Origin of the sequence: Glutamicibacter sp. Je.9.36 (assembly GCF_051129975.1) — a bacterium.
Taxonomy (GTDB): Bacteria; Actinomycetota; Actinomycetes; order Actinomycetales; family Micrococcaceae; genus Glutamicibacter.
Genome location: NZ_JBCPSN010000005.1, coordinates 196,955 through 223,126, shown reverse-complemented (window position 1 = coordinate 223,126; position 26,172 = coordinate 196,955). Strand labels below are relative to the sequence as shown.

At 59.4% G+C, this 26,172-nt stretch carries 30 protein-coding genes and 1 tRNA gene; 17 read left to right on the top strand and 14 right to left on the bottom strand.

Annotation, left to right across the window (positions count from 1 at the left end):
* The first annotated feature begins 17 nt into the window (after nt 1-17).
* From AAZQ98_RS13845 to AAZQ98_RS13820, 6 genes are all read left to right on the top strand, one after another.
* A complete protein-coding gene (locus AAZQ98_RS13845) occupies nt 18-293 on the top strand; it encodes a hypothetical protein (RefSeq protein ID WP_105656889.1) in 276 nt (91 codons plus the stop codon).
* A 101-nt stretch (nt 294-394) separates the two neighbouring features.
* Entirely contained in the window at nt 395-841 is a 447-nt protein-coding gene (locus tag AAZQ98_RS13840) for a MaoC family dehydratase N-terminal domain-containing protein (RefSeq protein WP_105656888.1), read from the top strand.
* Nucleotides 842-843: 2 nt separating this feature from the next.
* Nucleotides 844-1,284: a MaoC family dehydratase gene (locus AAZQ98_RS13835; protein WP_133833607.1), complete on the top strand. Its 441-nt coding sequence runs from the start codon at nt 844-846 to the stop codon at nt 1,282-1,284.
* A 2-nt stretch (nt 1,285-1,286) separates the two neighbouring features.
* Entirely contained in the window at nt 1,287-2,486 is a 1,200-nt protein-coding gene (locus AAZQ98_RS13830; RefSeq protein WP_105656886.1) for an MFS transporter, read from the top strand.
* Nucleotides 2,487-2,538: 52 nt separating this feature from the next.
* The gene (locus AAZQ98_RS13825; RefSeq protein WP_434693028.1) at nt 2,539-3,600 is read left to right on the top strand and encodes a UDP-N-acetylmuramate dehydrogenase; all 1,062 of its coding nucleotides are present in this window, start codon (nt 2,539-2,541) and stop codon (nt 3,598-3,600) included.
* A 52-nt stretch (nt 3,601-3,652) separates the two neighbouring features.
* Entirely contained in the window at nt 3,653-4,168 is a 516-nt protein-coding gene (locus tag AAZQ98_RS13820) for a GNAT family N-acetyltransferase (protein WP_434693025.1), read from the top strand.
* Between the two features lie 81 nt (nt 4,169-4,249).
* Here the strand turns inward: AAZQ98_RS13820 and asd are convergent, their stop codons facing one another.
* The 9 genes from asd to AAZQ98_RS13775 all read right to left on the bottom strand — a co-directional run bounded on the left by asd (nt 4,250) and on the right by AAZQ98_RS13775 (nt 12,661).
* Nucleotides 4,250-5,368: an aspartate-semialdehyde dehydrogenase gene (asd, locus tag AAZQ98_RS13815; protein WP_332594903.1), complete on the bottom strand. Its 1,119-nt coding sequence runs from the start codon at nt 5,366-5,368 to the stop codon at nt 4,250-4,252.
* A gap of 112 nt (nt 5,369-5,480) precedes the next feature.
* Nucleotides 5,481-5,708, bottom strand: a complete 228-nt coding sequence (locus AAZQ98_RS13810) for an NF038396 family protein (protein WP_434693021.1) — start codon at nt 5,706-5,708, stop codon at nt 5,481-5,483.
* A 7-nt stretch (nt 5,709-5,715) separates the two neighbouring features.
* On the bottom strand, nt 5,716-6,291 hold the full coding sequence (locus AAZQ98_RS13805; protein ID WP_434693020.1) for a dihydrofolate reductase: 576 nt from the start codon (nt 6,289-6,291) through the stop codon (nt 5,716-5,718).
* A complete protein-coding gene (locus AAZQ98_RS13800; protein WP_105657074.1) occupies nt 6,288-7,097 on the bottom strand; it encodes a thymidylate synthase in 810 nt (269 codons plus the stop codon). The genes AAZQ98_RS13805 and AAZQ98_RS13800 overlap by 4 nt, the downstream gene beginning before the upstream one ends.
* 109 nt (nt 7,098-7,206) lie before the next feature.
* The gene (locus AAZQ98_RS13795; RefSeq protein ID WP_105656880.1) at nt 7,207-7,536 is read right to left on the bottom strand and encodes a GNAT family N-acetyltransferase; all 330 of its coding nucleotides are present in this window, start codon (nt 7,534-7,536) and stop codon (nt 7,207-7,209) included.
* Nucleotides 7,537-7,675: 139 nt separating this feature from the next.
* Complete coding sequence (locus AAZQ98_RS13790) at nt 7,676-8,683, bottom strand: NUDIX hydrolase (RefSeq protein WP_434693018.1); 1,008 nt, start codon at nt 8,681-8,683, stop codon at nt 7,676-7,678.
* Nucleotides 8,683-10,899 carry an RNA degradosome polyphosphate kinase gene (locus tag AAZQ98_RS13785; protein ID WP_434693015.1) on the bottom strand — a complete coding sequence of 739 codons (2,217 nt, stop codon included), beginning with the start codon at nt 10,897-10,899 and terminating at the stop codon, nt 8,683-8,685. Before AAZQ98_RS13785 ends, AAZQ98_RS13790 begins: the two co-directional genes overlap by 1 nt.
* A gap of 84 nt (nt 10,900-10,983) precedes the next feature.
* On the bottom strand, nt 10,984-11,940 hold the full coding sequence (gene mshD, locus AAZQ98_RS13780; protein ID WP_434693013.1) for a mycothiol synthase: 957 nt from the start codon (nt 11,938-11,940) through the stop codon (nt 10,984-10,986).
* Nucleotides 11,941-11,995: 55 nt separating this feature from the next.
* Nucleotides 11,996-12,661, bottom strand: a complete 666-nt coding sequence (locus tag AAZQ98_RS13775; protein ID WP_434693010.1) for a winged helix-turn-helix domain-containing protein — start codon at nt 12,659-12,661, stop codon at nt 11,996-11,998.
* A 126-nt stretch (nt 12,662-12,787) separates the two neighbouring features.
* On the opposite strand from AAZQ98_RS13775, the gene AAZQ98_RS13770 reads away from it, so the two are divergent.
* From AAZQ98_RS13770 to AAZQ98_RS13760, 3 genes are all read left to right on the top strand, one after another.
* Entirely contained in the window at nt 12,788-13,528 is a 741-nt protein-coding gene (locus AAZQ98_RS13770; protein WP_434693008.1) for a hypothetical protein, read from the top strand.
* Between the two features lie 266 nt (nt 13,529-13,794).
* Nucleotides 13,795-14,409, top strand: a complete 615-nt coding sequence (locus AAZQ98_RS13765) for an FABP family protein (protein WP_133833614.1) — start codon at nt 13,795-13,797, stop codon at nt 14,407-14,409.
* Nucleotides 14,410-14,411: 2 nt separating this feature from the next.
* Entirely contained in the window at nt 14,412-15,494 is a 1,083-nt protein-coding gene (locus AAZQ98_RS13760) for a YgfZ/GcvT domain-containing protein (protein WP_434693005.1), read from the top strand.
* Nucleotides 15,495-15,568: 74 nt separating this feature from the next.
* Here the strand turns inward: AAZQ98_RS13760 and AAZQ98_RS13755 are convergent, their stop codons facing one another.
* From AAZQ98_RS13755 to AAZQ98_RS13740, 4 genes are all read right to left on the bottom strand, one after another.
* Complete coding sequence (locus AAZQ98_RS13755; RefSeq protein WP_105656872.1) at nt 15,569-16,597, bottom strand: 6-phosphofructokinase; 1,029 nt, start codon at nt 16,595-16,597, stop codon at nt 15,569-15,571.
* Nucleotides 16,598-16,851: 254 nt separating this feature from the next.
* Entirely contained in the window at nt 16,852-17,094 is a 243-nt protein-coding gene (locus AAZQ98_RS13750; RefSeq protein ID WP_434693003.1) for a PspC domain-containing protein, read from the bottom strand.
* Between the two features lie 35 nt (nt 17,095-17,129).
* Nucleotides 17,130-17,378, bottom strand: a complete 249-nt coding sequence (locus AAZQ98_RS13745) for a hypothetical protein (protein ID WP_133833616.1) — start codon at nt 17,376-17,378, stop codon at nt 17,130-17,132.
* Nucleotides 17,379-17,390: 12 nt separating this feature from the next.
* Nucleotides 17,391-18,713, bottom strand: coding sequence for a PspC domain-containing protein (locus tag AAZQ98_RS13740; RefSeq protein WP_434693002.1), 1,323 nt, complete (start codon nt 18,711-18,713; stop codon nt 17,391-17,393).
* A 126-nt stretch (nt 18,714-18,839) separates the two neighbouring features.
* Between AAZQ98_RS13740 and AAZQ98_RS13735 the strand changes: the two genes are divergently transcribed.
* Nucleotides 18,840-20,093, top strand: a complete 1,254-nt coding sequence (locus AAZQ98_RS13735) for an ATP-binding protein (protein ID WP_434693000.1) — start codon at nt 18,840-18,842, stop codon at nt 20,091-20,093.
* Nucleotides 20,094-20,097: 4 nt separating this feature from the next.
* Nucleotides 20,098-20,766, top strand: coding sequence for a LuxR C-terminal-related transcriptional regulator (locus AAZQ98_RS13730; protein ID WP_434692999.1), 669 nt, complete (start codon nt 20,098-20,100; stop codon nt 20,764-20,766).
* 75 nt (nt 20,767-20,841) lie between these two features.
* Here the strand turns inward: AAZQ98_RS13730 and AAZQ98_RS13725 are convergent, their stop codons facing one another.
* The gene (locus tag AAZQ98_RS13725; RefSeq protein ID WP_434692996.1) at nt 20,842-22,041 is read right to left on the bottom strand and encodes a pyridoxal phosphate-dependent aminotransferase; all 1,200 of its coding nucleotides are present in this window, start codon (nt 22,039-22,041) and stop codon (nt 20,842-20,844) included.
* Between the two features lie 268 nt (nt 22,042-22,309).
* Between AAZQ98_RS13725 and AAZQ98_RS13720 the strand changes: the two genes are divergently transcribed.
* The 6 genes from AAZQ98_RS13720 (at nt 22,310) to rplJ (ending at nt 26,132) form a co-directional block, all read left to right on the top strand.
* Nucleotides 22,310-22,382 (top strand) — tRNA-Trp (locus AAZQ98_RS13720).
* 114 nt (nt 22,383-22,496) lie between these two features.
* Complete coding sequence (gene secE / locus AAZQ98_RS13715; RefSeq protein ID WP_038992215.1) at nt 22,497-22,745, top strand: preprotein translocase subunit SecE; 249 nt, start codon at nt 22,497-22,499, stop codon at nt 22,743-22,745.
* A 72-nt stretch (nt 22,746-22,817) separates the two neighbouring features.
* Nucleotides 22,818-23,651 carry a transcription termination/antitermination protein NusG gene (gene nusG / locus AAZQ98_RS13710; RefSeq protein ID WP_434692993.1) on the top strand — a complete coding sequence of 278 codons (834 nt, stop codon included), beginning with the start codon at nt 22,818-22,820 and terminating at the stop codon, nt 23,649-23,651.
* Nucleotides 23,652-23,781: 130 nt separating this feature from the next.
* Entirely contained in the window at nt 23,782-24,213 is a 432-nt protein-coding gene (rplK, locus tag AAZQ98_RS13705) for a 50S ribosomal protein L11 (RefSeq protein WP_105657674.1), read from the top strand.
* Between the two features lie 135 nt (nt 24,214-24,348).
* Complete coding sequence (gene rplA, locus AAZQ98_RS13700; protein WP_105661540.1) at nt 24,349-25,053, top strand: 50S ribosomal protein L1; 705 nt, start codon at nt 24,349-24,351, stop codon at nt 25,051-25,053.
* 557 nt (nt 25,054-25,610) lie between these two features.
* Nucleotides 25,611-26,132 (top strand): 50S ribosomal protein L10, encoded by a 522-nt coding sequence (gene rplJ, locus AAZQ98_RS13695; RefSeq protein ID WP_105657672.1) that lies wholly within the window; start codon nt 25,611-25,613, stop codon nt 26,130-26,132.
* The last annotated feature ends 40 nt before the right edge of the window (nt 26,133-26,172 follow it).

Here is a 26,172-nt window from a genome sequence, read left to right as displayed (position 1 = left end):
TGAACTAGACTTGAACCATGACCAACACTCCTTGGGAATCGGCCTCACCACGCTATAAGAAGCTCGTCTTCGCTGCCATGGGCATCATGGGCGCAGGCATCATCTTGGCCATCATCGGCGCCAACATTCCATCGCTGCCAACGGTCTACACAGCAATCGGCATCATGGTCATCGGCATGCTCTGCCACATCGCCGGACTGGTTGTCCGCGCCAGGGATGCGCGCCAGTGGCGTATTGCCAATGGCCTGGCGGCCCCACGAGCCAAGAAGCGCCCGGCCGACGGGCAGGACTAGGGCTCCGCAAGAATTCCACCGTGTGACCGCTTGGCTGCGCCCGGGTCCCGTATCCGGCGGCAGCCTCGCCTGGCCACTTCCAACAACGTTCAGGAGAATCCATGGGCATCAACCCCGACCTGGTAGGGCGCATCTACCCTGCCGGCGAGTCCTACCAGGTAGGCCGCGAAAAGATCCGCGAATTCGCCAAGGCCACCAAGGCCGCCAACCAGGCGCACTACGATGTGCAGGCCGCTCGCGAGCTGGGCTATAGCGATGTCGTTGCCCCTCCGACCTTCGCGATCATCATCGCCCAGCGCGCTGACGCGCAGCTGATTGCCGACCCGGCCAGCGGCATCGACTTCTCCCGCGTGGTGCACGCCGACCAGCGCTTCACCCATCACCGTCCAATCGTTGCCGGCGATGAACTGCTTGCCGAGCTCTACGTGGACCAGGTCCGTGAAATGGGTGCCGGTGCCATGATCACCACCCGCGCGGAAATAACCACCGTGGCTGGCGAGAAGATCGCAACCACCGTTTCATCGCTACTGGTACGAGCTGAGGACTAAGCATGATTGAATTCGAAAGCCTCGAAAAGGGCCAGGTCATTGGCTCGCACACGGTGCAGGTCAACCGCGCGGACCTCGTCCGCTATGCAGGTGCCTCGGGCGATTTCAACCCGATTCACTGGAATGAGCGCTTCGCCAAAGAAGTGGAACTGCCATCGGTAATCGCCCACGGCATGTTCACCATGGGATCGGTCATCGACCTGGTCTCCCAGTGGGTCGGCAACCCGGGGGCCATCATCGACTACCAGACCCGCTTCACCAAGCCGGTAGTCGTCGAAGATCCCGAAGGAACCAATCCGGCGAATCACGAAGGTACCACCATTTCGGTGGAGGGCAAGGTCGGCGCCTTGGACTCCGAAGCCCGCACCGCCCGCATCGATTTGGCAGTCTCGGCCCATGACAGCAAGGTACTGCTCAAGTGCCAGGCCGTGGTGCAGCTCTAGGCATGCAACTTCCCGGTGAAGCGCAGAGGCCTGTAACCCAGTGGCGCAACGCGCTGATGGCCGCCTACCTGGCCAGTGGCCTGCTGATCTCGGCCCTGGTTTCGCGCTTGCCCGCAGTGCGTGATGCCCTGCAGCTGGACCACGCCAGCGTTGGACTGCTGTTGCTGTGCATGAGTGCAGGATCCTTCCTGTCCGTCTCGGTCTCAGGGCAACTGGTTCTGCGCCTTGGGGCCACCCGCGTCATGCGCATCGCCGCGACAATAGCCGGCTGTTCACTCATTCTTGTAGGCGTCGGCGCCGGAATCTTTGGCAGCGCCCTGATCTGCGGCATCTTCCTCTTCGCCCAGGGCCTGGGGACCGCATCATGGAATGTGGCCTCCAATGTCCAAGGCGCGGCCATGGAACGGGCCTTGGGCAAGAGCATCATGCCTGCCCTGCACGGTTTCTTCTCCATCGGCACCGTGATCGGTGCCGGCGCTGGTGCGCTAGGTGCCCGTCTGCAGATCCCGTTGCAGTACCACTACGGCTTCATGGGCCTGGTTATCGTCTTCACCGTGCTCTACAGTGCCCGATTCTACGGAGAAGACTACAGCCGGACCCCGCGCACCAGCAGCGGGACCTCGCTGAAGAAGGCATGGACCGAACCGCAGACCGTCCTCTTGGGCGTTCTGGTTCTGGGCATGGCCCTGGCTGAAGGCGCAGCCGGCGACTGGGTGGCCATGGCACTGGTGGATGGATACCACACGAAGGAAGGCGTGGGAGCCATCGGCTATGGCGTCTTCGTTACCGCCATGACCCTGACCCGGCTGCTGTCCGGCGATCTGATCTTGCGCCTGGGCCGCGTCGTCATGATCCGGGCCAGCGCCATCAGCGCCCTGGTCGGGGTACTGCTCTTCGCCTTTGGCAACAACCTGCCGCTGGCCTTCGTGGCCCTGGCCATCTGGGGCATGGGAGTGGCCCTGACCTTCCCGCTGGCCATGAGCGCGGCATCGGATGATCCTGTTCATGCCGCGACCCGCGTCTCGGTAGTGTCCACCATCGGCTACGGCGCCTTCCTCGGCGGCCCGCCGCTTCTGGGACTGCTGGCTGAAGTCATCGGCCTGCTACCTGCTTTGGGTTCCATTTCCATCCTGGTGGTCGTGGCCTTCTGCTTGTCCTCTAATGCCGCCGGAAACCGTACCGGCGGCGCAGGCAAAGCGTAGAACGCCGGCCGGCCGCACCCATTCGTTCCCATACGGAAAGTAAATTGAAGCAATGCTGAAGAATCTGACTACGACCCACGTTGGTGGGCCAGCCCAGCAATTGGTGACCGCTACCAGCGAAGCTGAACTGGCTCAAGCCGTTGCGGCAGCAGACGCCGCAGGGCACGACGTTCTGCTCATTGGCGGGGGTTCCAACCTGGTGATCTCCGACGAGGGGTACCCGGGCGTCGCAGTGCAGATCGCCACCCGCGGACTGCACCTGGACGAGCAGCCTAATGGCAAGGTGCTGCTGCGTGCTGCTGCCGGCGAGAACTGGGACACGACCGTTGAGTACAGCCTGGCTGAGGGCCTGAGCGGACTGGAAGCGCTCTCGGGCATCCCCGGGTGCACCGGTGCCACCCCGGTGCAGAACGTCGGGGCCTACGGGGCAGACATTTCCCAGACCCTGGCGTGGGTTCGTGCCTACGACCGCCAGAGCAACCAGGTACTCAAGCTGGATAACTCCGAGCTTGGTTTCGCCTACCGCGATTCGGTCATCAAGCGCACGAGCACCAACGGATCCCCACGCTACGTGGTCCTGGAAGTGGCCTTCCTGCTGACCCGTGAAAATGAATCGGCTCCTATCCGCTATGCAGAGCTGGCCCGCCGGCTCGGAGTTGAAGCTGGCGAACGCGCCGACGCGCTCGAAGTGCGCCAGACCGTTCTGGACTTGCGTCGTTCCAAGGGCATGGTCTTCGATGCCAGGGACGCCGACTCGCACTCCACCGGTTCCTTCTTCACCAACCCCATCGTTGAATCCAGCGTCATGGGCAAGCTTCCCGAGAACGCTCCGAGCTACCCGGCGGAACAAGCTGGCTTCCTCAAGCTGTCCGCCGCGTGGCTCATCGACCAGGCCGGTTTCGGCAAGGGCTACGGCTTGGAGGGGACCGAGGGGTTCGCGCTCGCTGGCGGCCGAGCTTCCCTGTCCACCAAGCACACACTGGCCATCACCAACCGCGGGGAAGCCACCGCCCAGGACATTGTGGCCATTGCCCGGGCAGTTCGTGCCGGCGTGCAGCAGCGTTTTGGCATTGAACTGGTCAATGAGCCGCTGCTGATCGGCGTAGCTCTCTAAGCGAGCAGCATGCCAGCCATCGCCGGAACACGGGGGGAAAACAAGGGTGCACTTGTCATTGCGAAAGCTCGGGCTGGAGGATATCGACCTGCTGGAAGCGAACTTCCAATCCGTGCAGGGTGCCGGTGAAGCCCAGTGGTTCGGCTTCTGGGATACGAATAAGCTGCGTGCCCGTGTCGGCCAGGACCAGTTGATCGGCAACGCCGATGGCGCGCTGGCGGTCTGCTTGGGGGAGCAGGTAATCGGCAAAGTCGATTGGTTCACCGTTTCGTCGTGGGGCCGGGCCAACACCTCGGCCTGCTGGGAAGTCGCCATCGGCATCTTTGCCCAGTACCGCGGCCAGGGCCATGGCACGCAGGCGCAGAAGATGCTCGTCGACTACTTGTTCACCCACTACCCCCGTCATCGGATCCAGGCTACGACGGCCGCAGAAAATGCGGCTGAGCAGAAGTGCCTGGAGAAGCTGGGGTTCACCCGCGAGGGGGTCATCCGCCAAGCGCAGTGGCGCGCCGGTGCGTGGCATGACCAGCTGATCTATTCGGTACTCCGGGATGAGTGGGCCCACTAGAGCTCATCCGCAGGGGAAATGGCCAAGCCCAGAACAGAAATTTCTGTTCTGGACTTGGCCATGGCTTTGCCTCGGAGGTGCCTAGAGGCGGCCCTGGGCGATAGCGAGCATGCGGCGCAGCGGCTCGGCAGCGCCCCACAGCAGCTGGTCTCCAACGGTGAAGGCCGAGATGTACTCCGGACCCATTTCCAGCTTGCGGATACGGCCGACCGGGATATCCAAGGTACCGGAAGCCGCGACCGGAGTCAGCTGGTCCATGGTGGCTTCCTTCTCGTTGGGAACGACCTTGGCCCACTGGTTGTCAGCTGAGAGCAGCGACTCGATTTCGGAGACCGGCAGGTCTTCCTTCAGCTTCAGCGTCAGTGCCTGCGAGTGCGAGCGCATGGCACCAATGCGGACGCACAGGCCGTCCATGATGATCTGCTTGTCGCCGGGGGTCTGCAGGATCTTGTTGGTCTCGACGCCTGCCTTCCACTCTTCGCGGGACTGGCCGTTGCCCAAATCAGCGTCGATCCATGGGATCAGCGAGCCGCCCAGTGGTACGCCGAATTGCGCGGCATCCAGGTTTCCGCGCTGGGTTTCCAGGACCTTGCGGTCGATTTCCAGGATGGCGCTGGCTGGATCAGCCAACTCGCTGCCCACCGACGCATTGATGTCGCCGAACTGGGTGAGCAGTTCGCGCATATGGCGTGCGCCGCCACCGGAAGCGGCCTGGTAGGTCATCGCGGTGCCCCACTCGACCAAGTTGTTCTTGAACAGCCCGCCCAAGCCCATGAGCATGCACGAGACGGTGCAGTTGCCGCCGATGTAGTCCTTGACGCCAGAGGCCAGGGATTCATCGATCACGGCTCGGTTGACCGGGTCCAGGACGATGACCGAATCATCATTCATGCGCAGCGAGGACGCCGCATCGATCCACAGGCCGTCCCAGCCGGACTTGCGAAGCTCGGTGTGGACCTTGGTCGTGTAGTCCCCGCCCTGGGCAGTGACGATGATCGGCAACTTGGACAGCGTTTCAATATCGAACGCGTCCTGCAGCGGCCCAGCACCCTCAGCGAATGCCGGGGCGTTGCCGCCGGCATTGGAAGTCGAGAAAAATACCGGGTCAATTTGGGCGAAATCGCCCTCGTCGAGCATGCGCTGCATCAGCACGGAACCAACCATGCCTCGGTAACCTACAAAACCAACAGATGAAGTCATGTCTCCATGGTAGGGGCGTTTATCCGGCAGAGCCCGGTTCGTTACACCAGTTAAAGCAGAATCACACCCAAGCCCCAGCAGGGTTCAGGTGTGATTCGGTGCAGCGAAAGATTTACTTTTCCTCAAGCAGCAGCTTGCGGTTCTTGATCGCCCACATGGCGGAGAAGATAAAGATCTGCGTCGGGACCAGCAGCATGATCAGGCCGAATGCCTTGTGGCCGCCGAGAACCATGAAGAAGCCGAGTACGGCCACCACCAAGGCCAGCAGCGGGAAGAGCATGTATCCGAGAATGAAGAGTGCTTCGGGGTGCTGCTTGAGCTCTCCGATGTATTTTTTCATGGTCGTTCTAGTCCTTTTGGCGAAGCCAGGTTTCAAAGCGGTAGCGGGTACCGGTGGAGGAAGTGTGCCAGTGGGCAGCTTCCGAATCTAGGGACGGATCGGATGCGCCCAGAGCGAAGCCAGTGGTGAGCTTCGGTGCGGAGGTATCTCCAGCAGGGGAGGCATCGAGCTTGGTAATCACCGCGACGTCCAGCAGCGCCAGTGCCTGGGCATAGACCTTTCCGCCGCCAATGATCCATACTTCTTCGCCGCCGGCGCTGCGCTGTGCCAACGCGATGGCTTCTTCCAAGCTGGAGACGGGGAGTGCGCCATCCTTGCGCAGCTGCGCGTGGGCATCAGCCTGCGTGGTCAGCACGATGTTGGTGCGTCCTGGCAAAGGGCGGAACTTTGCCGGGAAGGAATTCCATGTGGCACGACCCATGATCACTGGATGGCCAGCGGTCGTGCGCTTGAAATGGGCCAGGTCCTCGGGAACGTGCCATGGCATGGCGCCGTCAGCGCCAATAATGCCGTTCTCGGCTTGGGCCCAAATGGCGCCAATCAGCGGTTCAACGTCGTGTGCGTGGCGAGGCTTGGGAGTCATACGGCTACGGCTCCCTTGATCGTCGGGTGGTGCTGGTAGTCGTTGATGCTGAAATCTTCCAGCGTGTAGTCGAAGATCGACTCGGGCTTGGAATTGAAGCTGAGCGTCGGGTATGGGTAAGGATCGCGGGAGAGCTGCTCCTTGACCTGTTCCAAGTGGTTGGTGTAGATATGCACGTCGCCACCAGTCCAGATGAACTCGCCTGGCTCCAGATCTAGCTGGTGGGCAAGCATGCGCGTGAGCAGGGCGTAGGATGCGATGTTGAACGGCACACCCAGGAACATGTCTGCACTGCGCTGGTAGAGCTGGCAGGAGAGCTTGCCCTCGGCCACGTAGAACTGGAAGAACACGTGGCATGGAGGCAACGCCATATTCTGGATCTCTGCGACATTCCACGCCGAGACGATGTGGCGGCGGGAGTCCGGATTGTTCCGCAGCGAGTCGACCAGCTGGGAAATCTGGTCAATGTGGCCGCCATCGGGAGTTGGCCAGCTGCGCCACTGGACACCGTAGACCGGTCCGAGCTCGCCGGCTTCGTCAGCCCATTCATTCCAGATGCGCACGCCCTGGTCCTGCAGCCACTTCACATTGGATTCGCCGCGCAGGAACCATAATAGTTCTGCTGCCACGGATTTGAAGTGCACGCGTTTGGTGGTGACCAGCGGGAAAGAATCCTTCAGATCGAAGCGGATCTGGCGGCCGAATACCGACAGCGTCCCAGTTCCGGTGCGGTCTTCCTTGGAGGCGCCGTTCTCCAGCACGTCTCGAAGCAGATCTTCATAAGGGGTTGCGATTGGAGTCGTCATCATACCTGTCGTGCTGGTGGTCGGCGCTGGCATATTCACACGTCCCAGTTTAGATCAAACGGAAAGCTCCTGGAACTAAGCGCATTGATGATGCTGCTCGCACTCGAGCCTAGCTCGCAGCCACCATGTCGTTATACTCCGGGTAGCGGCGCAGGTAGTCCTGCACGTAGCTGCACTCCGGAATGATCTTCAGCCCCTTGTCGCGGAACTTGTCCAGGACCAAGGTCACCAGCGCGCGAGCGTATCCGCGACGGCCGAATTCCTCATTGACTATGGTGTGCTGGATGGTGGCGATGCCATCTTCTTCGTAGTAGCCGAGGAAACCGACAAAAGTGGAACCGTGCCACAGCGAATAGCGGCCGCGACTGGCATCGTGATCCAAACGCAGTCCATGGTGCACAATCTTCTCTACTGGCTGGTTCGGTTGCTGGGCAGTCATGGCATTACCTCATTCTTGGCTGTGACGTGTCTCCTATTCATAGTCTTATCCCTAATCGGAGGCAGATGCAACGGCTGGTGCCACGCCCTGAGAGAACACTGAAGCCCGGCATGCAATGCCGGGCTTCATCCGCATCAGGCTAATCGTGGTACGGCGTATGAATCTCAAAGGAGACAATTCGCGGGCTGCCGGATTGGACCTGCTGCGCAACAATCAGGGACCCCGGTTCCAAATAGGGATCCTTATCCGGCAGGGCCTTGGCCAGATCATCAGTGGAGTTCTGGGCAAGAACCTCCAGCACGAAGGGCAGCACCGGGCGATGGGTGCAAATCACCTGGGAACGATACTTGTCGAAGAGCTTCTGCACGGCCTTGCGTGCCCGCTCCGGATTGCGTGTCGCCGCATGTTCGGTCAGGGCTTTAACGCTCTTGAGCTTCAACGCGTGCAAGGCGGCATAGGGCGTGATCGTCTGGACGCATCGCATCCACGGGGAAGAGGCCACGTGCATCGGCTTCCAGGCTTCGAGCATCCGGGAAACTGCCTGCGCCTGGCGTCGCCCCGTCGCCGCCAGCGGGCGGTCTCCTTCGGCACGAGTCCAGTTGCCGCGAGGCTTGGCCTTGGCATGGCGGACAATGAGCACCGGGTGCGTATCGAGCACGCCGGCTTCATAGGCCAGGACCAGATCGGCCAGCGGCTGGTTGTCCGTGGCAATGGACAGCATTTTGGCAGCCTTCTTGGGACTGGTCCAAAGAGCCTCGTCGCATTCCGCGCCATCAGGCTCAATTACCGTCTGCGCATCGGTCTTGGCTGCCCAATAGTAGACAACCTTGGTTTTCTGGCCCACTGAGTAGGCGGTGGCTGAAAGCGGGATGCCCAGGGTGATGCGCAACCCGATTTCCTCGCGGACCTCGCGCAGCGCACACTCGGCGATGGATTCACCCTGATCCAGTTTGCCCTTGGGCCAGGACCAGTCATCGTACTTTGGGCGGTGGATCAGGAGAACTTGGAGTTTGCCGTCCTTCACGCGCCAGGGGATTGCCCCGGCGGCCACGATGTCATATTCGCCAAGGCGGATTTCCTCGGCATCTGCAGAACGGATGATGTCACGAGCCCTGGTGCGGGTATCGCGCAGCTCTGGTTCGGTCACTAGCTATTACGTCCACTGTTTCGTCGGCGGGCATGTTCTTCAACTAACCAGAACTGGACGTCCGAGAGCGCCTTGCCATCCTCGTCCTGGTAATGGCGAATCCAGTCGCCATCGGAGTTCAGGTGCCACGAAGCGGTCTTGTCGTCCATGTAGCGGGCCAGCAGGGTGATCATGCGATCGATGTCCTCCTGGTTGCGCAGCGAGACCAGGGCTTCCACTCGACGATCCAGGTTGCGGTGCATCATGTCGGCGGAGCCGATGTACACCAGCGGATCTCCGCCGTTTTCGAACATGAACACGCGGCTGTGCTCAAGGAACCGGCCCAAGATGGAACGTACTTCGATGTTCTCGCTCAGTCCCGGCACCCCCGGGCGCAGGGCGCAGATGCCGCGAACGATGACTTCCACCTTGACCCCTGCCTGGCTGGCCCGGTACAGCGCATCGATGATGGCTTCATCCACGATGGAGTTGACCTTGATGACGACCTTTGCCGGCTTGCCGGCAGCGGCGTTGACCATTTCCTTCTCGATATGCGCCAGCAACCCGGTGCGTACCGAGCGCGGAGCAACCAGCAGGCGGTTGTAGGTCGAGCGCGGGGCGTAGCCCGAGAGCTGGTTGAACAGCTTGGAGATATCCTCGCCAACTTCGTCGTCGCAGGTGAGCAGGCCGAAGTCTTCGTAGTAGCGCGCGGTGCGCGGGTGGTAGTTGCCGGTTCCGATGTGGCAGTAGCGGCGCAGCTTGTCGCCTTCGCGGCGAACCACCAAGGAGAGCTTGGAGTGGGTTTTCAGGCCCACGATGCCGTAGACCACGTGCACGCCCGCCTGTTCCAGCTTGCGCGCCCAGGAGATGTTGGCCTGCTCGTCGAAGCGGGCCTTGATTTCGACCAGGGCCAGGACCTGCTTGCCAGCTTCGGCCGCATCAATCAGCGCATCGACGATAGGCGAGTCGCCGCTGGTGCGGTACAGGGTCTGCTTGATGGCCATGACCTTCGGGTCAGCTGCGGCCTGTTCCAGGAAGGCCTGCACGCTGGTGGAGAAGGAATCATAGGGATGGTGAAGCAAGATGTCGCGGCGCCGGACGGCCGCGAACACATTGGCGGCTTTGGCAGTTTCTGATTCGTTCAGGTAGTTCGAGGTATGGCCAACATGCTTGGTGTAGTGAAGCTCTGAACGGTCCAGCGACGCAATAACGCCCAAACCGCGCAGGTCCAATGGGGTGGGAAGCTTGAAAACTTCGTCCTCTTCAACACCGAGCTCGCGGGTGAGCAGCTCCATGATTTCAGGGTTGATGTCATTGGCGACTTCCAGGCGAACGGGAGGACCAAAGCGGCGGCGCAGCAATTCCTTCTCCAGCGCCTGCAGCAGGTTCTCTGCATCGTCCTCTTCAACTTCCAGGTCCTCGTTGCGGGTGACACGGAAGAAGTGGTGCTCGACGATTTCCATCCCCGGGAACAACAGCTCCAGGTGCACCGCAATAAGTGCTTCGAGCGGGATGAACCGGGCCGTACGCAACGAAGAGTGCGCCGCGCGGGTGCCGTCGATGCTGATCAGGCGGGCGATGGTGTCTGGCACCTTCAAGCGGGCAAAGAGTTCCTTGCCGGTCAGCGGGTTGCGGACCACCACAGCCAGATTCAGCGACAGCCCGGAGATGTACGGGAATGGGTGAGCAGGGTCAACCGCCAGCGGAGTGAGTACCGGGAATACCTGGGAAACGAACCACTTGGAAAGCAGGTCACGCTCGGATGCCGAGAGGTCTTCCCAGGTGGTGATGCGGATACCCTGCTCGGCCAAATCCGGGTAGACCGAGTCGGCGAAGACTTTGGCATGGCGCGTCTGCAGCGCGTGGGCCGAGGAGAGCAGCAACTCCAACTGGTCTACCGGGTTCATTCCGTTAGCCGCCGGCACCGCCAGTCCAGCGTGGATGCGGCGCTTCAGCCCGGCAACGCGAACCATGAAGAACTCATCAAGGTTCGAGGCGAAGATGGACAGGAAGTTCACCCGTTCAAGCAAGGGCAGATCGGTGTCTTCGGCCAGCTCCAGAACGCGGGCGTTGAAATGCAGCCAGCTGAGCTCACGGTCAAGGAAACGCTCATTTTTGAATCCGCCATCAGGATGCAGATCCGGCAGCGAATCTGCTGGCTCTATACGATCTTCATTGACCTTCGAGGAAGGAACATCACGTAGCTGAGTACCAGTTTCCTTGGGGTAGCTATTCATCGGCTGAACTCACTTCTTTCCTGCAAGTGGACGCTAAAGACACCGCTGGCGGCAGTCCCGATAAATCAGGGACTGCCGGTACCCCTAGTCTATCTTCTGCGGACCGTACATAATGTCCGCATCCCAAAGTGTGAAGCCCAGCGAGCGGTAGAGCTTAACTGCAGCTTCATTATCGGCATCCACGTACAAGATCACCGCATCGACGCCCAGTTCCAGCAGGTAGTTGATGCCGGTGGTGGTCAAGGAACGGCCCAGGCCTAGTCCCTGCGCTTCGGGAACGACGCCGACAACGTAAACCTCGCCGGTGGGGCGGACCGCGTCTGCGGTAGCAGGATGGATTTTGGTCCAGTGGTAGGCGAGCAGATTCTCCTCCGCGTCAAAGGCCAGGAAGAAGCCGGATGGGTCGAACCAGTCCTCGGACATGCGCGCTTCGAGGTCATTGAGGGTCAGCGAACCTTGCTCGGGATGATGCACGAAGGACTTGGCGTTAGCTTCCAGCCATTGCGGCTCGTCCTCGCCAACACGGAAGGTGCGGACCGTAATCCGGCGATCAATCGCAGGCTCTTCAAGGTAATCGGTGCCTTCGCGGCGCATCCGGAACAGCTCGCGTACGCGGTCCAGGCCCACACCTGCGGCCAGCTTCTTGGCCGCATCGTGGTCGCCGTGCGCCCACGCTTGGATCTTCGAGAGATCCAGCAGCTCACCGAGCTTGCCCAGCAGGGCCCGGCCAATGCCAGCGCGGCGATGCTCGGGGTGGACTACCAGTTCCAGGACCCAAGGCTGATCCGGGGATTCCCGAACCGCGATGGCAACGCCGGCCAACGTCGACTCCGCGCCTTCGCCGGCTTCAGCCAGCAGGGCAAGCAGATTTTCGCTAGGCTCATCGGCTGCCAATGCCACCAGGGTCTGGTCGCTCAACGGCGGGTTGCCATCGGCTTGCTGCGCATCGAGGGCTAGCTGGCGCACGTCGGATAGCGCCCGTTCATCAAGCTCACCGGGGACGTGCTGGATGGAAACAGTGTTCTGTGGCAGTTCGCTCATGCATTTCACGATAGTCGTAAAATGTGCGAAGTGGGTAGGAGTTATCTGAAAGTTATTATTCGGTGTGGAAGCGGTAGCCGACGTTGCGCACCGTGCCGATGAGCTGTTCATGATCGGTGCCGAGTTTCGCGCGCAAACGTCGCACATGCACGTCTACGGTACGGGTGCCTCCGTAGTAGTCGTATCCCCACACTTCATGCAGCAGCTGTTCGCGGGTGAAGACTCGGCCGGGGAACTGTGCCAGGTACTTGAGCAGTTCAAACTCTTTGTACGTCAGGTCCAGCATGCGGTTATCGATACGGGCGGTGTAGCTCAACTCATCGATTCGCAGGCCCGAAGTGCTTTCAGCGGCCACCGGTGCGGGGGCGGGAACCGTTGCTCCCGAGAGCATCAGGCGGATGCGTGCATCAAGCTCGGCAGGGATGGCGGAAGGCAACAAGAAATCAGTCGCATACCAATCCGAGTTCAGAATGCCCAGTGCGCCTTCGCTGACAACCAGCAGCAAGGGCAGATTCAAATTGGCGTGCAATAGCTGCGCCAGGGAGCGCGCCGGAATGAGATCTGTACGGGCATCGAGGATGACCGCGTCGCACTCAGGGATTTGGCTCAGCGACTCCGTTGTTGCAGGGAAGAAGGAAATCTCGTGCAATAACAGTTCGAGTGCCGGAAGAACTTCAGCGGCATTTTCGGCATGATTACTTAATAGCAGTAGGTGAGCCAATCGGTCTTCCTCCTGCCAGATAGTTGCGAAAAAATCACTTTTACGTGTCACAGTATAAGGAATGAATCAGTTGAAGCACGCATGTGAACACGCAAGTGCGGACACATTACCGTCAGGAATCAGAATTTGAGAATCAAGGTTTTATTCAGTGGACTCGTTGCAGCGGCACTGCTTGTCGTTGTTGCAAGTCTGGATTCGATGAGCTGGCTGATGGGTGTGCTCACCGCGGTCTTGCAGCTGATTTTCGCCTATACCTGGCCACGAATGGTCCGCTCCGATGCGCCATGGCCGATCACCATCATCTTGGCGTTGTGCTCATTGGCGGCTACGGCTTCGACCATGTTCATGCCAGGCGGGTCGGTGATGTCACATAGTGTCGAAGCAATCGCCGTTGGCGTGCTTCTGGTATTTATCAGCCAGGTATTGCGCGGGGCAGAAGCCGAAGGCCGGCTGGCCGGTGTGGTTTCTGGCGTGACCGGCATAGTTCTGGGCGTGCTGGGTTCCGCCTGGGCCGCTAGTGCTTATGTGCCCTACGGCTTTGGGCTGGCCGTGACCACCGTGGTCGCTCTGCTTGGGGCTGGTGCGGTTGCCGTCACCCGCCTGCCAAACCGGATGACCATGACTCTGGCGCCTGTGGTCGCTGCCGCATTGGGCGCGGCCTCCAGCGCGCTGCCAATCGATATGCTCTGGTACCAAGGGGCGACCCTGGGACTGCTGACCGGCTTGCTGGTGGGTTCATTACGGGCATTGGCCTTGGTCAGCCGCAGCGTACGAAATATGAGTGGAATCCTTGGCCTTGCCTGCGCCATCTTGCTGATGAGCGGTGCGGTCAGCTGGTACGCGATGGAAGTGCTGGCTTTCATTTAGCGGTGAGCGGTTCAAATATGATGCTAGCTGCGTCACGCGTGTCGAAGTTCTCCTGCCTCCCGCGCTAAGATGAAGCCATGAATGAAAATTACCTTGCAATCGAAATTTTCTTCCAGGCACTTGTAGTGATCGCCGGTCTCGGAATGGCTGGGTTCGCAGGCTTGGTAGTGAAGCGCCTCTTCCAGGGCCAGAAGTAGAAACAGCGCACACAACAACGTGTGCGCTGTTTTCATTTCATCACTAACTGACTTAGGAGCGAGTAGTCCATGGCTTTTGACCTACCTACGGACCTCACCCCGGAACTTGTACCTTTCGCTTGGCTCATCGGCACCTGGGAAGGTGCTGGCCGTCTTGGCGAAGGCGAAGCCGAGGACGAGTTTTTCTGGCAGCAAGTCACCTTCCGTGACGTTGGCGGGCCGTACCTTGAATACCGCAGTGAAGCCTGGCTGACCGAAGCCGATGGCACGAAGCTGCGGATCCTAGCCGTTGAAACCGGCTTCTGGTCTTTGGACCGTGAACAGCAGGAAGCCGATGCCGGTCCTGGCATGGAGCCCGGTGACATCTTCCCGGTACTGCGCTCGGCCGACGATGTGCAGAAGCTGCATACAGAAGACGGTTTCAAGATCCAGGCGCAAATTGTCCGGCCAGACGGCATCTCAGAGCTGTATTACGGCCTGATTAATGGACCACGCATTCAGCTGGCCACCGAGAGCTTGCTGCGCAGCAAGAACGCTCAAGCCTACGCGTCCTCCACCCGGATCTACGGTCTGGTCAATGGCGAGCTGTTCTGGCGCTGGGATGTTTCCAAGGGCAATATGGATCTCCAAGCGCACGCCTCGGCGGCGCTCAAGCGTGTCACATCGGAAGGCACGGTGCACTAATCATGGCCACTGAATACCGTTCGGTCCTGCTGGACCGTGCTGCTGCAGTGGAAGCTGGCGGCGTAGATGCCGGCGTCGCAGCCCACTACGGCGCTCCTACCCGCGAAGCTCGCAAACTCGCTGAGGGCCAGGCAATTGCCGATCTGAGCCACTTCGATGTCGTGGAGATCCGCGGCGAAGACCGCCAGAGTTGGCTCGATACGCTCAGCAGCCAGCGCATTTCCAGCCTGAAGCCAGGAGACAGCACCCAGACACTGCTGCTTTCGGTTCAAGGACGCATTGAGCACGAAATGAAGGTGCTGGCCACCGCAGATCGCTTGCTGCTGATCGTTGAACCTGGTGCCGGAGCAGCGTTGGCGCAGTTCCTGAACTCAATGCGCTTCATGCTGCGCGTTGAGGTCAATGACCTTTCCTCGAGCTACGGCGTATTGGCGGCTACCCGCAAGATTGGCACTGCCGGGAGCCTGGTCTGGGAGAACCCATGGCCCGGAATCACCGACGGTGGATGGGCCTACTCCCGTGAGGATCACCCGGGCAAGGAACGTCCGTGGTTCTTGCATATCGTGGAGCTGGAGCAGCTTGCCGAAGCAGCAGCTGGCGAAGAGCTGTCCGGCATGATGGCTGTCGAGGCCTTGCGTATCGCCGCGTGGGAGCCGCGCTTCGGTGCCGAGATAGACGACAAGACCATTCCCCACGAGTTGGATTGGCTGCGTACCGCGGTGCACATGGACAAGGGCTGCTATAAAGGCCAGGAAACAATTGCCCGAGTGCACAACATCGGACACCCTCCGCGCCGCATGGTTTTCTTGGACCTCGACGGTTCCATGCACACGCTGCCTGCCACCGGCGCCGAAGTGAAGCTGGGGGAGCGCACGGTTGGCCGGATCACTTCCGCGACTTTGCACTATGAAGCCGGGCCAATCGCCTTGGCAGTGGTCAAGCGCAACGTTGACCCGGAAGCGGTCCTGTCCGTGGTGGACGGCGAAACGAGCTACCCGGCAACGCAGGAAGTCATTGTGGCGACCGACGCCGGCCAGGTCGCTGGGCGCTTTACCGGGTTTTTGAGAACCCCGCCGCAAGGCTAAAGGCCAAAGAGAAGGGCGTGGGTTGGAATGCTGTGAACAGCATTCCAACCCACGCCCTTGGTGTATCTCCAGGCCTAGCCGAAGAGCACGGCGGCCTCTTCGTAGCGTTCCATGGGGACACGCTTGAGGTTGTTCAATGCGGCACGCAGCGGTACGCGCAGCACCTTGGTGCCGTGCAACGCCACCATGGTGCCCCACGCCTCGGCATGGATGGAATCCACCGCAGCCATTCCCAAACGGGTGGCCAGGACACGGTCAAATGCGGTGGGGACGCCGCCGCGCTGAATATGTCCCAGCACGGTTGCACGCGTTTCAATGCCGGTACGTTCCTCAATGACCGGGGCGAGCATCTCCCCGATGCCGCCAAGGCGGGCGCGTCCGAAGGAATCGAGACCACGTACCGAGAACGCTTCTTCCATGCCTTCGGGCACAAAGCCTTCGGCCACAACCACCAACGGGGCGCGTCCGCGCTCATGGGCTTCGTTCACCCACTGGCAGATCTGCTCCATGGTGGTGGAAACCTCCGGGATGAGCACCGCGTGCGCACCGGAAGCCATCCCCGCGTGCAGTGCAATCCAGCCTACGTGGCGGCCCATTACCTCGGCCACCATGCAGCGGTGGTGGGAATCGCCGGTGGTGCGCAGGCGGTCAATGGCTTCGACCGCAATCTGGTTAGCGGTATCGAAACCGAAGGTGTAATCCGTGGCGTCCAAGTCATTATCGATGGTCTTGGGAACGCCAACGATAGGAAGGCCGGCTTCGCATAGACGCTGGGCGCCAGCTAAGGTGCCTTCGCCGCCGATGGCAATCAGCGCATCGATGCTATTGGATTTGAGAACCTTGGAAATGTTCTCGGCGCCACCAAGTTCCCCTTCAAACGCATTGGTGCGTGAGGTGCCCAAAATGGTGCCGCCCTGCTTGGCGATGCCGCGCACAGCGGTTCGCGGAAGGTCGAAGAAGTCGCCTTCCTTGACGCCGCGCCAGCCGTCGCGGAAACCGACGAATTCGTCGTCGTAGCTTTTGATGCCGTTCAGTACCGCACCGCGGATGACGGCGTTCAGACCGGGGCAGTCGCCGCCTGAGGTCATGATTCCAATGCGCATTGGCCCTCGCTTAGTAATGGGAAAGCCTTGTGCGACAGCTGGAGCGTGCAGGCCCCGTGATAACGCTGTAACAGCAAAGAGTTCCATTCGGATTTCAGTCAATATCCGCGCGCCATTGAGCATCTACTCTGCGTGCCATTGTACGTGCTTAAAGCCACTAGGGCGAGTCTCATGTCACGGAAGTGCACGAGCCTCGCCCTAGCCGGATAGCGATGCCAAGCATCGTTCCCGAGCAGGCCAGCCGGGAACGGTATTTAGAATTTGCGAAGCCAGTTCTGCAAGATGATGGTGTTGTCCTGTGCTGGGATCAGGAGCCACGCCAGGATATATGCGGCAACACCCATTACCGGAAGCAAGAACGAAAGCAGCAGCGCGATACGCACCAGGGTGACATCCCACCCGAACTTGTCGGCGATGCCCCCGGCGACGCCACCGGCCAATCGGCCTGGACCGCGACGAAGCGGCATGGAACGAAGCGAGTTGAAGAATGCGTCCATCAGAGAACTCCTAATTGTTGGAAAAGCTTGGAGGCTTAGAGATTGGGGTCGGTGGGAACCGGTGGTTCGGCTTCGGATTTGCGGGCTTTGCCGGCCGATGCCAATCCGGAGAAGATCATGGCTACGCCGGCCAAGGCGACGATAGCGATGAAGAACAGCGGCATGTCAAAGCTCCACTGCAAGACCAGACGGCTGAGCGATGCCAAGGCGACAACGATCAGTATCAGGCCGAAGACCAAGGTTCCGGTAGGGAATTTCCTAGCGGGAGTAGAAGAAGTATTCATGGGGCTCAGTCCTTAGAAGTCCGTGTTGCTGGGGTTCAGGATGCTGGGATCATCCACGGTCGTGGAGAACGAGGAGAAAACTCCGTCTACTTCAATGGTCAGCAATGGGGCATTTCCCGGCAAGGACCGCCGGTCCTGCGGCAGTTCCATATCCATTCCGGAAAGGAACGCGCCGTCGGTCTCGATCTTCACCGGAACATTCTCCGGCAGCAGCAGATCCATTCTGGAGAAGACCGAATCGATCTCCACGGTGGTGGGTTTGGTGATACTGCCCAGATGGGTCAGGTCAACCGTTGAGCTGCTGAAAACAGCGCTGTATTGGCTGTCGCTGCCGGTAGCCGATCGAACGAACCCGCGGGCCGAATCCTCGAAAGACGTAGCAGAGAAGATCACCGTCAGGACCAGCAACGGAATGGCCAAACCCAACAGGCCTCCACTGGTTCGCCCGGAGAGGGCTGCTAGGACAATGGTGATGCCAACAAGCAACAGGCCGCAAGCCAAGGCCACGGTCCAGCCCGAACCAGGCAAGGCCACGATCTCCAGGTAGTCAGCCAGCATGACCACGGCGACCACCAGCACGGTAACGCCGAAGACGGTGGTGCCAAGCCAACTCGGAATCGGGCGGCTGATCGGCTTGCGATTCGCCTTGGCACTGTAGGCCTTCGTGTATGCGGGATCCGGCGAATAGCTATTTTCGTACTGGCCCGCTGGGCCAGAATCACCTGAATTCATGGGGTGCTCCTTCATCGGCGCATCCGGGTAGTTCGCCCCGAACCCGCTAGCTGCGCTCGCATTGAAACTCTGGGTCTTTTCCTCACGCCAAGGATGCTCCAACGCGGTACTCTTGTCGGCAGCCCTGGGCGAGGCAGCAGAGCTGTCACCGGTCGCTGCCGGATTGCGGGCTTGGTCCGGACGCGCAAACCGGGTGTTCTTCCTGCTGAAGATAATGAATGCGATGGCCGCAACAATAGCCAGGGGCCACAGGACCGGTGCCAGCGAATCCAAGAACCAGGGAGCGGGGAAGACGCCCAGCGCAAAGATGATCACCGCGCCAGTCATGCCGCTGGTCCAGTTCCGATTCACGGCACTTTCCAGATGCATTTTGCCTCCCGCATCAGGAAGCAACGCCCAAGCCAGTCCATAGAGCACCATGCCCAAGCCGCCTAGGACACCGAGCACCACGAAGATGCCGCGGATCAGTACTACATCGACCTTGAAATAATCGGCAACACCAGTTGCAACGCCACCGAGCCACTGCGAGTCCTGGCGAGTGATCGGTGATTTGCGCAGCTGGTCGTAAAAGCCGCGACGACGTTGAGAGCCTTCGTTGTTCATAGTCCAATGTTCTCGTGTGGCAGGGGTCCCGCGCTATGAGGGGATACCCTGAACTTCCCCTAGGGGTGCCCCTAGATCCGGTGATCAACCGGGAAGAAACGACAAGAACGTGCTTGACTTAGAACTATGGAAAGTCCTGAACGGCGTTTGATGGTGCGCAGCGAGAATCGGCTTATTGCCGGCGTCTGCGGCGGCCTCGCGGAGCACCTGGGCATCCCGCTGGGGCACGTCCGTATTGGGTTCCTGGGACTGTCCGCACTGGGCGGCATCGGCATCCTGCTCTACGCGTGGCTTTGGGTATTCGTCCCGAGCGCCGAAGAGGCGCACGCTGACGAGCTTCGCTCCTGGGGCACCAGGTCACGCAGCCTTGCTGAGGAAATGAACCGGGTGCAGCAAGGCATCTTCCGTCCTCGCGAAGGTTGGGAAAGGAACTCCACCTGGCGTGACACGCTGATCGGTGCGGGCCTGCTGGCGCTCGCCGTTCTGGCTTATGGACAGTGGACCGGCTGGAATATCCGCTGGGATCTGATCTGGCCTACCTTGGGCGTGATTGCCGGTATTGTGCTGGCTTGGATCCAGTTCGATGAAGGTATCACCGAGCACAAGAAGCGCCCGTCATTGCCTTTCCTGCTGCGCCTGGCTTTTGGCCTGGTCCTGGTCATCGGCGGTCTGCTGGCCCTGCTGGGCAATACTGTCGGAGCCGCAGAACTGCTCGGCGGCCTGTGGGCGGCCTTGGCGATCATTGTCGGCGCAGTCGTGGTCTTGCTTCCCTGGGGCACTCGGCTTTGGCGCGATTTCATCGCTGAACGGAGCTCGCGCCAGGCGGCGGCCCAACGTGCAGAGTTCGCGGCCCACCTGCACGACTCGGTCTTGCAGACCTTGGCCGTGATTCAAAAACGCAGTGAAGACCCAGCGGCGGTGAGAACCTTGGCACGCGTCCAAGAGCGTGAACTGCGCCAATGGCTGTACGGCAACCATGACCTTGATGACGAAGATGTAATCGTTGAGATCCAACACGAGGCCAGCCACATCGAACAGCTGCTACTGCGTGATGTAGAAGTCATATCCGTAGGCAATGCTCAGGGCTTTGCCGGGCAGCAGGCACTGGTGGCCGCTAGCCGCGAGGCGATGATGAACGCAGCGAAGCATGCCGAGGGCAAGATTTCGGTATTCATCGAATGCTCGGCCGAACAAGTAGAAGTGTATGTGCGTGACCGCGGCACCGGTTTTGAAGTAGCTGGAATACCGGCGGACCGGCACGGCGTCAGGGAATCAATCATTGGCCGCATGGAACGCGCAGGTGGCATGGCGCATATCCGGAGCGGTGAATCCGGAACTGAGGTGCAGCTGAGCATGCCACTGAACATGGAGGAAGAATAGAAACATGAACGCTGAGAACACCATCGAGAACTACCGTGTAGTGCTGGTGGACGACCACGCCATCTTCCGTTCCGGTTTACGTGCCGATTTGGCCCAGGACATCCAGATTGTCGGGGAAGCTGGCACCGTGGAAGGAGCCATCGAGGTGATCACCGAACAGCAACCGGATGTGGTGCTCCTGGATGTGCACCTGCCCGGTGGCCGTGGCGGCGGCGGGGCCGAAGTGCTCAAGGGGTGCACCGGGCTGCTGGGATCCACGCGTTTCCTGGCATTGAGCGTTTCCGACGCAGCACAGGACGTAGTGACGGTCATCCGTTCCGGTGCTCGCGGGTATGTCACCAAGAGCATTTCCGGGGCCGAAATTTCCGATGCAGTACGTCGCGTAGCCGGGGGAGATGCCGTGTTCTCGCCACGGTTGGCCGGGTTCGTCCTGGACGCCTTTGGCAGCAGCGGACCGGTGGCAGAAATCGATGAAGAGCTGGATTTGCTCTCTGACCGCGAATTGCAAGTCATGCGTCTGATTGCCCGGGGATACAGCTATAAGGAAGTAGCCAAGGAACTGTTCATTTCGGTGAAGACCGTGGAATCTCATGTGTCCAATGTGCTGCGCAAGCTCCAGCTATCCAACCGCCACGAACTTACCCGTTGGGCTGTGGACCGCAAGATCCTCTAAGCGGCACTGCGGCAAAAGCACAGAAGCCGGGCAGTCCATCATGGACTGCCCGGCTTCTTTGGCGGCGCGGTTTTTCTACTTGGCTTCGCCCAGCAGCTTGGCCATCCGTGCGACGCCTTCTTCAAGGTCAGCATCACCCAGTGCATATGACATGCGGATATAGCCTGAAGGCCCGAATGCTTCACCTGGAACGACGGCAACTTCTGCCTGTTCCAGGATGAAAGCAGCAAGTTCTGCACTGGTGTTGTTCACAACGCCGCGGATTTCGCGACCCAGCAGGCCTCGAACATCCGAATACGCGTAGAACGCGCCTTCCGGAGTAGGGCAGTGCAGGCCGTCAATCGCGTTCAGTGATTCGACGATGGCCAAGCGGCGACGGTTGAAGGCAACCTTCATGTCGTTCACGGCATCCAGCGGCCCGGCAACAGCAGCCAGGGCGGCTCGCTGCGATACGTTGGAAACGTTCGAGGTGGCGTGGGACTGCAGATTGGTGGCGGCCTTGATGACATCCAGCGGACCTGCCATCCAACCCACGCGCCAGCCGGTCATTGCGTAGGTCTTTGCCACGCCGTTGAGGATGACAACTCGGTCTTCGAGCTCTGGGACCAAGGTCGCGATGGAGCTGAAAGTTGCATCGCCGTAGGTCAAGTGCTCGTATATCTCATCGGTAACAACCCACAGGCCCTTGGAAGCAGCCCACTGGCCGATCTCGCGGACCTGCTCCGGGGTGTATACAGCACCGGTGGGGTTCGAAGGAGAAACGAACAGCAGCACCTTGGTGCGTTCAGTCAGTACGGATTCGAGCTGTTCAACGGAGACCTTGTAGCCCTGCTCCGGGCCGGCAAAGACCGATACGGCCTTGCCTCCGGCGAGCTGGATGGCTTCGGGATAGGTGGTCCAGTACGGAGCCGGAACGATGACCTCGTCACCTGGATCAAGCAAGGTTGCGAAGGTGTTGTACACCGCCTGCTTGCCGCCATTGGTGACCAGAACCTGGTTGGCCTTGAGCTCGTAGCCCGAATCGCGCATGGTTTTGGCGGCGATTGCTTCGCGTAGCTCGGGAAGGCCGGCTGCAGGGGAGTAGCGGTGGTTCTTTGGATCCTGGGCCGCCTTGACTGCTGCTTCGACAATGTAGTCAGGGGTTGGGAAGTCAGGTTCACCGGCACCGAAACCGATTACTGGTCGACCTGCTGCTTTAAGAGCCTTCGCCTTGGCATCTACTGCGAGAGTCGCGGATTCGGAAATTGCGCCGATGCGGCGAGAAATGCGAGACATTGGGGATTCGTCCTGAAGTCTATGGGGACAGCTGTTACACCTCAGTTTAGTTCGCAACCTTGCACTTCAGCATCACAATTTTGAAAATGACACAATAAGGTGCGCAACGAGGCGCGGGAATGCGTTCTGCGCCACACCGGAGGTTGTCAGTTCGACATTTCCGATTTCGTTGCGTAAAGTTATTTCTCGTTGCCGAGACATCGAAACGGACGAAGCTGAATGTTTTATCCGCTAAGATGTTCTAGGTGGGAGCGGTAAAAAGCTCCGAAGGGTAGTGGCGCAATTGGTAGCGCAGCGGTCTCCAAAACCGCAGGTTGCAGGTTCGAGTCCTGTCTGCCCTGCGCAATAGCGATTTATCGCTTAGCGAATTATCTCATCACGGTGTGTTGCAGTCGAATAGACTATGGCACACCGTGATTGTTTCAACTGGCCAAATTTTTGAAACGAGGAAGAACATGACCGAATCTGCTCTCAGCTCCGGTAAGGGTGGACAGAAGTTGGGTTTCTTTGCCCGGATCTTCTTGTTTTTCCGCCAGGTAATCGCAGAACTTAAGAAGGTCGTCACCCCGACCCGCAGTGAACTAGTGAATTATTTCCTGGTTGTTGTCGGTTTCGTGGTCGTGGTGATGCTGATCGTGACGGCCCTGGACTTCGTCTTTGGGCAGGGTTCGATCCTCCTGTTCACCAACAAGGTCGAACAGTAATTTTGTTGCCTCGGAGGTATGATTACCCCGAGGCAATTTAGTGTCATTCAGTCAAAGAAAGCAGGAGCTGCAGTGTCCGACAAGGAACTCGAACCGCAGATTAATGACGAGGTCGAAAACGAGTTCGTTGAAGCCGCCGGCGATCAGGTTGAGCCAGCTGTAGAAGCTGACGTCGACCCAACCGAAGCACCAGCACAGGACGCTGAAGACGCTCAGGTAATCGAAGGCGCAGCTGAAGAAGCTGAAAGCGAAGACAACGAAGCCGAAGCTGAAGAAGCCGAGGGCGAAGACAACGTAGCCAAGCTCAAGGAAGAATTCCGCGCTAAGCTCCGTCGTCTTCCAGGTGACTGGTTTGTCATTCACACCTACGCTGGTTACGAAAACCGCGTGAAGGTCAATCTTGAGACCCGTATCCAGACCCAGGACATGGATGAGTTCATCTTCGATATCCAGGTTCCGATGGAAGAGGTCGTCGAGGTCAAGAACACCCAGCGCAAGATCGTTCGCCGCGTGCGCATCCCGGGCTATGTCCTGGTCCGCATGGAGCTGACTGACGCGTCGTGGGGTGTTGTTCGACACACTCCAGGTGTCACTGGATTCGTTGGCAACGCCCACGATCCAAACCCGCTGAGCCTTGACGAAGTGTTCTCCATGCTTGAGCACACCATCGTTGATCCAGTAGAGCAGCCATCGGCGTCCAAGCCAGGCCGTGCTCCAATTACTGAGGTCACCGTGGACTTCGAAGTCGGCGAATCGGTTATCGTCAATGACGGACCGTTCGAAACGATGCCGGCAACCATCTCGGAGATCAAGCTGGATGCCGCACAGCTGGTTGTACTGGTTTCGATCTTCGAACGTGAAACCCCAGTGACCCTGAACTTCAACCAGGTCACCAAGATCCAGTAGTATTAAGTCTTCGTGCCCCGCATCGGTCGCTTATCGATGCGAGGGTACGCTTGGCTGTCGCGCCACGATAGCCAGATCCCCGTGCCACGCTCCTGTGCCACGGGAAACGCAAGAGTAAGAAGGACCCGACATGGCCCCAAAGAAAAAGGTCACCGGACTCATCAAGCTGCAGATCCAGGCAGGTGCTGCTAACCCAGCTCCTCCAATCGGTCCAGCCCTTGGTCAGCACGGCGTCAACATCATGGAATTCTGCAAGGCTTACAACGCAGCGACCGAGTCGCAGCGCGGTAACGTTGTTCCAGTTGAGATCACCGTATACGAAGACCGTTCGTTCACTTTCATCACCAAGACTCCTCCTGCAGCTGAGCTGATCAAGAAGGCAGCTGGCATTGCAAAGGGTTCGGGTGTTCCGCACACCGACAAGGTTGCTAACCTGACCCAGGCTCAGGTTGAGGAAATCGCCACCACCAAGATGGCTGACCTGAACGCAAATGACCTGGCTGCTGCAGCCAAGATCATCGCCGGCACCGCCCGCTCCATGGGCGTGACCGTAGAAGGCTAATCCCGCCTTCCGCTGTTCACACGCTGGATAGCACTCAAGAATTCAATCTAAGGCGAAACGGTCATCCGATCGATTCGCCCGTGGCAGGACCCCGCGCGGTCCATATGACCACGACTGCATAAGGAGAAAACGCAGATGGCAAAGCGCAGCAAAGCATACGTAGCCGCCGCGGCTAAGATCGATGCCGACAACAACGTCTACGCTCCAGCCGAGGCAATTGCCCTGGCTAAGGAGACCGCAGGCGATAAGACCAACTCGACCGTTGAGGTTGCTTTCCGCCTGGGTGTTGACCCACGTAAGGCTGACCAGATGGTTCGCGGTACCGTAAACCTTCCACACGGCACCGGCAAGACCGCCCGCGTGGTTGTTTTCGCTAACGGTGACAAGGCAGAAGCAGCTCGCGAAGCTGGCGCCGACTTCGTTGGCTCGGACGACCTGATCGAAAAGATCCAGGGCGGCTGGACCGACTTCGACGCAGCAGTTGCAACCCCTGACCTGATGGGCAAGGTTGGCCGCTTGGGTAAGGTACTGGGTCCTCGTAACCTGATGCCAAACCCTAAGACCGGCACCGTGACCATGGATGTGGCCAAGGCTGTAACCGACATCAAGGGCGGCAAGATCGACTTCCGCGTCGACAAGCACTCGAACCTGCACTTCATCATTGGCAAGGTTTCGTTCGACGCAAAGCAGCTGACCGAGAACTACGCAGCAGCTCTGGAAGAGGTTATGCGCCTGAAGCCTTCGGCTTCGAAGGGTCGCTACATCTCGAAGGCAACCATCGCTACCACCTTCGGTCCAGGTATTCCTGTTGACGCGAACGTAACCCGCGTTGAGGCCTAAGTCTAGTAGCTAACTAGCTTGGGGGAGCATGCCGATAATCGGCATGCTCCCTTCCTTTTTAAACGAGGAATCTGCGCGATGGCCACGGCTCCTGGCAAGCGTATTCATGTTTCGTACCAGCCGGTAGCCGATGATAAGCTTTGACTACCGAGTATCTCGGTCATCCGCGTATGGATCCCCCAAGGCCCTACGCGGATGAGATATGAAAGTTTCCCCAAAACTTTTGTATCGGCGGGACTTACTACTAGCGTTCCCCAAGCGTTGGTAAATGAGTCCCGCCATTCTAATTTAATTCCCCTAGTGACCAGGATCATGAGATTGGCTCCGGCTTCGATTTGCTGTGGGCTGGAGTGCTCCTATAAACTAGAAATACCGAAGACCGTCGGTCGAGCATTTGGTTTCCAACTGCTCCTAAAGATCCGCAAGGATGACCAACGCAGGTTACATAGATTTTTTGACTTTGAATAAGTTGAAACGCCCTGTGCTCCTGCGCGGGGCTATTTTTATGGCCTCGCCGGTTTTGAAACGGTACCGAACAAATCCCCGGAAGGAGTGTTATGGCAACCCCAAGCAAGACTGCAGCGATTGAAGAAATCACCGCGGAATTCAATGATTCGTCGGCGGCTGTCTTGACCGAATACCGTGGGCTTACCGTTGCACAGCTCAAGGATCTGCGCCGCTCGCTTGGTCAGGAGACCAAGTACGCAGTCGTAAAGAACACCTTGACCGCAATCGCAGCGAAGAACGCTGGCATCGATGCTTTCGATGAACAGCTTTCTGGTCCAACCGCAATCGCCTTCATTAAGGGCGATGCAGTTGCTGCCGCTAAGAGCCTCACGGAATTCGCCAAGACTAACGAAAAGCTGGTCATCAAGACCGGTTGGTTCGAAGGTAAGGCACTGGACCAGAGCGGCATCGCTGCTTTGGCTGCGCTGGAATCCCGCGAAACTCAGCTCGCCCGCGTTGCAGCAGTGCTGCTGGCTCCAGCTTCCGCTGCTGCCCGCGCTGTCGAAGCTCTGCGTGCAAAGCTCGACGAGAACGGTGGCGAAGCTGCCGAGGAAGCTCCGGCAGAAGCCTAAGCTTTCGAGTTCTCTCGCAACGTAAACCCAAATTCATCGG